This window comes from Micromonospora sp. NPDC047707 (assembly GCF_040704235.1).
Lineage (GTDB): Bacteria > Actinomycetota > Actinomycetes > Mycobacteriales > Micromonosporaceae > Micromonospora.
In genome coordinates, this window is the sequence record NZ_JBEYSU010000083.1 from 1 (window position 1) to 7039 (window position 7039).

The 7039-nt window shown below is 65.4% G+C and carries 7 protein-coding genes and 4 pseudogenes; 4 read left to right on the forward strand and 7 right to left on the reverse strand.

Annotated elements, in window-relative coordinates; translation table 11 throughout:
• Nucleotides 1-98 precede the first annotated feature (98 nt).
• From AB0873_RS31370 to AB0873_RS31380, 3 genes and pseudogenes are all read left to right on the forward strand, one after another.
• Nucleotides 99-833: pseudogene (locus tag AB0873_RS31370) on the forward strand (IS256 family transposase); the annotation flags it as partial.
• A gap of 85 nt (nucleotides 834-918) precedes the next feature.
• Nucleotides 919-1443 (forward strand): annotated as a pseudogene (locus AB0873_RS31375) (IS5 family transposase); the annotation flags it as partial.
• A gap of 283 nt (nucleotides 1444-1726) precedes the next feature.
• The gene (locus AB0873_RS31380) at nucleotides 1727-2119 is read left to right on the forward strand and encodes a hypothetical protein (RefSeq protein WP_366604328.1); all 393 of its coding nucleotides are present in this window, start codon (nucleotides 1727-1729) and stop codon (nucleotides 2117-2119) included.
• 914 nt (nucleotides 2120-3033) lie between these two features.
• On the opposite strand, the gene AB0873_RS31385 is transcribed toward AB0873_RS31380, so the two are convergent.
• The 7 genes and pseudogenes from AB0873_RS31385 to AB0873_RS31415 form a co-directional block, all read right to left on the reverse strand.
• On the reverse strand, nucleotides 3034-3348 hold the full coding sequence (locus AB0873_RS31385) for a hypothetical protein (RefSeq protein ID WP_366604330.1): 315 nt from the start codon (nucleotides 3346-3348) through the stop codon (nucleotides 3034-3036).
• Nucleotides 3349-3469: 121 nt separating this feature from the next.
• Complete coding sequence (locus AB0873_RS31390) at nucleotides 3470-3643, reverse strand: hypothetical protein (protein ID WP_366604332.1); 174 nt, start codon at nucleotides 3641-3643, stop codon at nucleotides 3470-3472.
• Between the two features lie 39 nt (nucleotides 3644-3682).
• Nucleotides 3683-3952 (reverse strand): hypothetical protein, encoded by a 270-nt coding sequence (locus AB0873_RS31395; RefSeq protein WP_366604334.1) that lies wholly within the window; start codon nucleotides 3950-3952, stop codon nucleotides 3683-3685.
• The gene (locus AB0873_RS31400) at nucleotides 3949-4317 is read right to left on the reverse strand and encodes a recombinase family protein (RefSeq protein WP_366604339.1); all 369 of its coding nucleotides are present in this window, start codon (nucleotides 4315-4317) and stop codon (nucleotides 3949-3951) included. The genes AB0873_RS31395 and AB0873_RS31400 overlap by 4 nt, the downstream gene beginning before the upstream one ends.
• Before the next feature lie 184 nt (nucleotides 4318-4501).
• Nucleotides 4502-5026, reverse strand: a pseudogene (locus AB0873_RS31405) (recombinase family protein); the annotation flags it as partial.
• A 44-nt stretch (nucleotides 5027-5070) separates the two neighbouring features.
• Complete coding sequence (locus tag AB0873_RS31410; RefSeq protein WP_366604336.1) at nucleotides 5071-5298, reverse strand: sigma-70 family RNA polymerase sigma factor; 228 nt, start codon at nucleotides 5296-5298, stop codon at nucleotides 5071-5073.
• Nucleotides 5270-5503 (reverse strand): sigma factor, encoded by a 234-nt coding sequence (locus AB0873_RS31415; RefSeq protein ID WP_366604337.1) that lies wholly within the window; start codon nucleotides 5501-5503, stop codon nucleotides 5270-5272. The genes AB0873_RS31410 and AB0873_RS31415 overlap by 29 nt, the downstream gene beginning before the upstream one ends.
• 472 nt (nucleotides 5504-5975) lie before the next feature.
• Here AB0873_RS31415 and AB0873_RS31420 point away from each other — a divergent pair.
• Nucleotides 5976-6771, forward strand: a pseudogene (locus tag AB0873_RS31420) (IS5 family transposase).
• Nucleotides 6772-7039 lie beyond the last annotated feature (268 nt).

A 7039-nucleotide genomic window follows, 5' to 3' on the forward strand; every position in this document is an offset into this window, starting at 1 on the left:
AAACGCGATCGGCGGCTCCCGTACACCCGCCGCACCACGCAAGACCGGAATGATCAACCAGCGTTCAGCTGCAACCGCATCGGTGGATCGAGGCTTAGCTCTTCCTCGACGCGACCTACTGCGAGGCCCGCGTCAATCGGCGGGTGGTCTCCCAGGCGATCGTCGTCGCCACCGGTGTACGCGCCGACGGCTGGCGGGAAGTGCTCGGCTTCGCCGTCGGTGACAGCGAAGACGGCGCCTTCTGGACCGCCTTCCTCCGCTCATTGAAAGCGCGTGGCCTGGCCGGGGTGCAGCTGGTCATTTCCGACGCCCATACCGGCCTCAGACAAGCCATCGCCGCAGTCTGCTCGGCGCGTCCTGGCAATGGTGTCGCGTGCACTTCCTGCGCAACGTCCTCGCCGTGGTGCCAAGGGCAACGCCGAGATGGTCGCCGCCGCGATCCGCACCATCTTCGCCCAACCCGACGCCGCCCACGTCCGCGAACAACTCGACGTCATCGCCGGCATGCTCGGCCGCCAGCTGCCCAAAGTCGAGACCATGCTCCGCGACGCCGCCGAGGACCTCCTCGCGTTCACCCCGTTCCCGCCCAGCCACTGGAAGAAGATCTGGTCGACCAACCCCTCGAGCGGCTGAACAAGGAGATCGAACGCCGCACCGACGTCGTCGGCGTGTTCCCCAAGCCCGAAGCCCTGCTCCGCCTCGCTGGCGCCGTCCTGGTCGAAGCCCACGACGAATGGCAAACCGGCGACCGCCGCTACCTCGCCGAAGGCTCCATGGCCCAAATCAACACACCACCGAAACCGGCCGCCACCAGCGAACTCAGCGCTGCCTGACCAGACTCGTTGCCACACGGACAACGAACCGGAAACTGAACAGCGCAAAGAGCCTCACGCAGGCGACCTACACCACGTGACGGGACGTGACCGTGGAAGGGAAGCCCTCGGCCGGTCCCGTGGCGGGTTGACCACCAAGCTGCACCTGGCCGCCGATCGGCGTTGCCGCCCGATCGCCCGGCACGCCACCTGCGGGCAGCGGGCCGACTGCACCGGCTTTACACAGGTCATGGCCGCCATCCGGATTCCCCGCCACGTCGGCAGGCCACGCACCCGCCCCGGGCACGTCCTCGCGGACAAGGCGTACAGCTCGAAGGCCATCCGCGCTCACCTGCGCCGCCGTGGCATCAAGGCCACCATCCCGATCAAGGCCGACCAGGCGGCCAACCGCCGCAAGAAAGGTTCCCGCGGCGGTCGGCCACCCGCGTTCGACCGGGAGCGCTACAAGCAACGCAACACCGCCGAACGCGCGTTCAACAAGCTCAAGCAGTTCCGGGCGTTCGCGACCAGGTACGACAAGCGCGACTACATGTATCAGGCCACCATCGACATCGCCATGATGAAGATCTGGCTACGCGACCTCACCCAAGATCCACGAGACACTTCCTAACGCCGTTCGACCGGGTGCGACGGGCGGCTGCTCATCGCATGTATCCGCGAAGGCCGCCCTGTCGCGCGCATTCGACCGCACCCTGCCCCTGCCGCGTCTTAATCTCCTTGGGCACGAGGTGCTCCCGCAACTCCATGCTTTCGGTAGCGCTACCGGGTACCGGGTTCACGGACACAGAGTGATGGCAAAGTGACAGAGAGATGCCAGGCGGTATCCGTATGATTTCTTCACGGCGGTAGGAGCGCGTAGAAGATTTCTACACGCATTGACGGGAGGACGAATCGTGCGTATCCGTAGCGTGGTCGGTGCACTCGTACTTGCTGGAGGCTTGGTCGCCACGGCAACACCGGCCGCCGCCACACCAACTCTCGCTGTCGATCAAGGCTCAGGATGCTCCCTCTCGGTAACTGATCTCTATCACTCCATCGGGATGCAGACCGCCTCGGCAAAGCTTTCTGGCGGGTGTAGTGGCCCGATCGACATTGCCCTGGAGTGGGCGGCTTCGCCGTCCGGCCCCTATCAGGAGGATCCCGAGGCGCTTTACTACCTGCAGCAGTCGTCCGACGGCACGGCGGCTACCGGCTACTTCATCGACCCAGACGAGCGCGGTTATTGCCGCGCTAGGGCCAACTTCGAAACGCTTGTGGCCTACTCTCAGAATCCGGTCAGCTGCTAGCAACTATCCAACCCAGCACGGCTCCAAAAAGAGTGACCTATATTTAGGCGAAACAGTAAGCACCTCCTTCCCCTTCGCCGCAGATTGCGAAGAGGTGCAGGCACGACCCGTGTCCCAGCGATACGGGTCGTGCCACTGTGCCGCCACATGCACTCCCACGCCTCACCTCAGCGGTGGCGTTAGGGACCGAGGGGGGGTCGCCTGGTTACGAAACTCTGCCGCCCGTTTGTAGCAGCGAGTAGGAGCCCGGCAAATAAGGTGTCCGAGCGACCGGCGAACCAGGCTGATTTCGATGGCCGCCTCTGTAGCCCGGTGTGGTGGCGTGACAGGAGGTTTCCTCGGATACGGGCGACTGAACCAGCGCAGACAAAGTGCCCAGTCCGTCTGTATGCCTTGTCGCTAGTGCGGGCGCGCAGGCCACGCAGGCCACTTGCGACTCACCTGCAAACGGCCGACCACGCCGCTACTGTCGGACACGACCACGCCGAACAACAGGTCCTCTGCCCGCGCATACCGGCCAACACCGGGTGCGGCCGGCCAATCACCTTGACCCGCAACGGCGCGGTGGATGCGATCCGACGCGTCGGCCGGACCGGCTGTCAATGGGACGCGCTGCCCGCCGACGTCCCGTACCACAGGCTCGTCCACCGCTACCGCACTGCGAGCACGCTTGATTCGGCCGTGAGGGATCCAGGTGCGAGCCACCGATTACTGCAAAAGGAACACGAGCAGCGTGATCGCCGCGCCCAGGGATGCGCCAATGATGCCGGACACCAGCTCAAGCCTGATCTTCTCTCGCCTTTCGCGAGCAGATCGTCTCCGCTCCATCCTCAGGTCGATGTACGGCAGCACGAGGAGGCCAAGCCGTGCGCGAAGTCGAAGACGGAGAGGTGCCCGTACCCTTTCCAAGATCGTCAGGAAGTGGTCGCAGACGGGGTACGCAAATGATGGTGGCGGTCGACGTAGTAATCCACTCCGGCTAAAGTTCCAATGCTGACCTGAGCAGCAACGCCCCGAGCCAGCTTGACTTCGAGGGCATCGATGTCATCGCGACCTTCTAGATCGTCCACTTGGCCAACTCTCGACCGGGTGCCCCCACGATGTGACGCTTCGATCTCGACCTCGCCGAATTGGGACAGTCCGGCAACGAGATTAGCAACGTCGTCGAGGTAGATCCGTACGTTGTACGTATTGCGGCGAAGGTCGCCCGACTCGACTGGCTGGAGCATCTGAGGATTGTGCCACCCGCCTCTCCATTCCGATGCTCCACTGGAGGTCGAGGGGCGAGGGCGGCCAAAGTCTGCCGGGAAGGCGGTGTCGACGTCGCGGACGATAACGCTCCGGCGCGACTCAAGCCACCTGCTGGTCCTGCGGGCCGAACTTCCACGTCCAGTCAAGGCGGTGGCGGCCGAAGGTGCGCCATTCGCCCTTGAACCCGGCGCGTAGGAGTTTGATGTCGGCGACGGTGCGGATGATCTCCCGCTTGACCGGGATGTCGTCGCCGAGTTCCTGCCACGCCGCCACCGCCTGGTCCCCGATGCGCCCGCGCAGTACGGCGGGGATTCAGGCGTCGGCGGCGCGTTGCTCGTGCTCGGCGATCTGCGCGAGCAGTCCTTTCTCGGCCCGGGCGTAGGCGATCGCGGTGACCTCGCCCTCCTCAGCCAGCTTGCGCCAGTCCTCCAGTTCTCCGCGCAGTCGTTGTGCTTCGGCGCGGGCGTGGGCGACCTCCTCGTCGGTGGCGCTGGCGGCGGTGAGGATGTCGTAGACGTCGGGGCGCGACAGCCACGCCACCACCGTGCGCTGCACGTACTCGTCCAGAATCGGCGCCTTCACCGCCGTACACCGCCTGTGCAGGCACGAGTACACCTGGCCGGTCCAGCCGTGTCGGTTCTGCCGCTGCACAGCGGCCCGTCACACACCCCGCAACGCACCATGTACGACAACAGATGCACCGCACGGCCAGGGCAGGTCGTCGTGCGGGACGGGTCGCCCAGCATCCGCACCACCGACCAGTACGTCTTCTCGCTGACCAGCGGCGGCCAGATCCCGTCCCCGACAATCTCCCCGCGCGGTACCCGCTTGCCGATGTAAGCCGGGTTCATCAACTGCTTGCGCAGGACCCCGCGCCGCCAAATCCCACCCTGCGAGGCCGGGATCCCCAGCCGGTTCAACTCCGCTTCCCGCGCCGTGAGGGGCATACCCTCGGAGATCTTGCGGAAGTTGTCCCGCACCACATGTGCCCGCGAATACTCCGTCACCGTCCCATCCGCAGGCACCGCTGCGCATCTCCGTGTCCGGCTCCTGCCGCAGCAAGGCCCTGGTGCGCTGGTCGTAGATCCGCCGGTGCCCGTAGGTGATCTTCCCGTGCGGGCGGCCCGCTTCGGCGGCGCCGACGATGCCGCGCAGCACGTTGTCGCGGATCGAGTCGGCCATCCACTCGGCCTGCACCGCCTGGAAGCCGAGCATCATCCGGTCGTTCTTGTCCCGCAGGTCATACAGCACGCCGCCGACCAGCCAGAAGTAGAGGCCGACCTCGTGGCACATGTCGCGGATCTTCACGTACACCGCGAGGTCGCGTTCCTTGCGGGAGATCTCCCAGATTACCAGCACGTCGCCCTTGCCCGCCCGGATCTGCTCGATCAGCAACTCGAACTGCTCGCGTTCCTTTGTAGCGCGCCGGCTGGCCGAGCGGTGGTTGTCGGTGAACGACCCCGCGTCCGTCCACGACCGCTTCGTGATCTCCGCCAGATTGAGCACGCCCTGGTCGTGAACGCTCTTACCCTGCTCCTTCTTGTCCTGACTTGCGCGCTGATACCGCAACGCCCGCACATCCGCGCCACCGGCCAAGAACGCGTCTTGCCTGTCGAACCGGCCCCGATTCCCCGACCGGGCCTTACGCCGTACCATCAGACCGTTCCCTTAGATCGACGTTCGTGTCGGCGACATCGACCCTAGCTTCTAACGATCCTTGACAGTGTGCCGATCGAGCAGCCCAGGGCCGCGGCGACCTCCGCCTCAGGCAGGTCTGCCACGTAGCGCAGCACGATCACCGCCCGGGTGCGGCGCGACAGCGACCGCAATGCGGCATCAAGAGCCTGGCGTCCCCGTCCGCGATGTCGCCCAAGGATTGGTCCGGCGGCGTCGCAGTTGTCACCTCCCGACCCCGGTATCGGTGCCACAGGCTGATGTGCTGGTTGACCATCGTCTGCCGCAGGTAGGCCATGGATCGTCAATCCGCTTCCACCGGCGCATTACCTTCACCAACGAGCCCTGAAGCAGGTCTTCGGCTTCATGGGCTGAGCCGGTCAGCAGGTAGGCGATGCGAAGCAGATCCATGTACCGCGCATCGACGAACTCCCTAAATCCGTTGTCGTCGCCGGGCATCCGGCCTCCGTTTCGTCTCGGCTATCCAGTACGACGCGGGCAGTCGCAGAAAGGTTGAGACTGGAGGCCAAGTAGAAGTGACAAGACGGACAGATCAGTGGCGATAGTCGACCGACAGAGGTCTTGATCCTTGCAAGGCAGGGAACGCGTGCCCGATGGGGCGGGAGGCGAGGGTCAACGGCCGTCAGTTCCTGGGCATCGTTGCCGGCATGGCGGCGCAGGTCAAGCCAGAGCGATGCCGAACAACTTCCCGCCGTCCACATCTTCTTACCCGTGTGGCTGTACAGCCATCCGTACAGCCAAGCCCGACTGCTGACGCCGCCCGACACCGGTTGACTGGCTGACCGGGCGCGTAGCCGCACGACCAGCAAATCGCGATCTTCTCTCGATCCTTCCCAAGCGGGGAAGTCTCTACAAGATCCGGGGCGGTTCACTTTGGTGGTAGATCATTTCTGCTGTAGGCAAGCGGTTGATCGCGCAGTGGGTGCCTGACGAGTTGTGGGATCTGCGCGTCCGTTGATTCCGCCGCCGCCTCGGCGGCCGCAGGGCGGGGCACGCCGCCGATCGACGCGCGGGCGGTGTTCGCCGCGATCGTGTACGTGCTGACCACCGGCTGCGCGTGGCGGCATCTACCACCCGGGTTCGGGGTGTCCAAGGCCACCGCGCACCGCCGGTTCGTCGCTTGGACCAAGGTGGGCCTGTGGCGGCGGTTGCACGTCGCGGCGCTGGACCAGCTCGGGTCCAAGGGGTTGATCGACTGGTCCCGCGCCACTGCCGATGCGGCATCGGTGCGGGCGAAAGGGGGGGCCTGAACGGTCCGAGCCTGGTCGACCGGGGCAAACCCGGCAGCAAGATCCACGCCCTGTCCGACCGCAACGGCATGCCCCTGTCCGTCGGCGTGTCCGCCGCGAACAGCCACGACAGCGTCTGCCTGGAATCCCTGGTCCAGGCCATCCCCGCCGTCAGGTCCCGACGCGGTCCCCGTCGGCGCCGTCCGAACAAGCTGCACGCCGACAAGGGATGCGAAACCCCACCTACGCCGCATGCTCCGCCAGCGCGGCATCCGACCCCGCATCGCCTGACGCGGAATCGAGCCCTCCCACCGGCTCGGCAGGCACCGGTGGGTCATCGAACGAACCATCGCCTGGCTCACCGGCTACCGCCGGCTGACCATCCGATACGAACGCAACCCCGGCCTGTACTGCGCATTCCTCACCCTCGCCGGCGCCCTGACCTGCCACAAGCGCTACCTCAAACTCACCACCTGAGACACGCTCTAAACCAGATAGGATTTGCGGATTGAAGCAGGGCGTATCGCATCGGCAACAATTAGGGGAACTAGTCCCAGTGGGGATCATTCGACCGCTGCTGACGCCTCGCCGAGGGACTGTCAAACGAACGGTGTAACTCGGATTATTGACGGCTACTTGCGGCCTGCGGACAGGCGGCCTTCGAAAGCGATGTCGAAGGCGTTGAGGGCGGGCTTCCAGCGCATTGTCCAGCGTCGGCGGCCCTGCCCGGTTGGGTCGAGGCTCA

Bases quoted from the DNA above. Each gene is read 5' to 3' on its own strand.
- AB0873_RS31400 (WP_366604339.1), bottom strand. From the start codon at position 4,317: ATGCCCCTCACGGCGCGGGAAGCGGAGTTGAACCGGCTGGGGATCCCG.
- AB0873_RS31415 (WP_366604337.1), bottom strand. From the start codon at position 5,503: ATGCCCGGCGACGACAACGGATTTAGGGAGTTCGTCGATGCGCGGTAC.
- AB0873_RS31385 (WP_366604330.1), bottom strand. From the start codon at position 3,348: ATGCTCCAGCCAGTCGAGTCGGGCGACCTTCGCCGCAATACGTACAAC.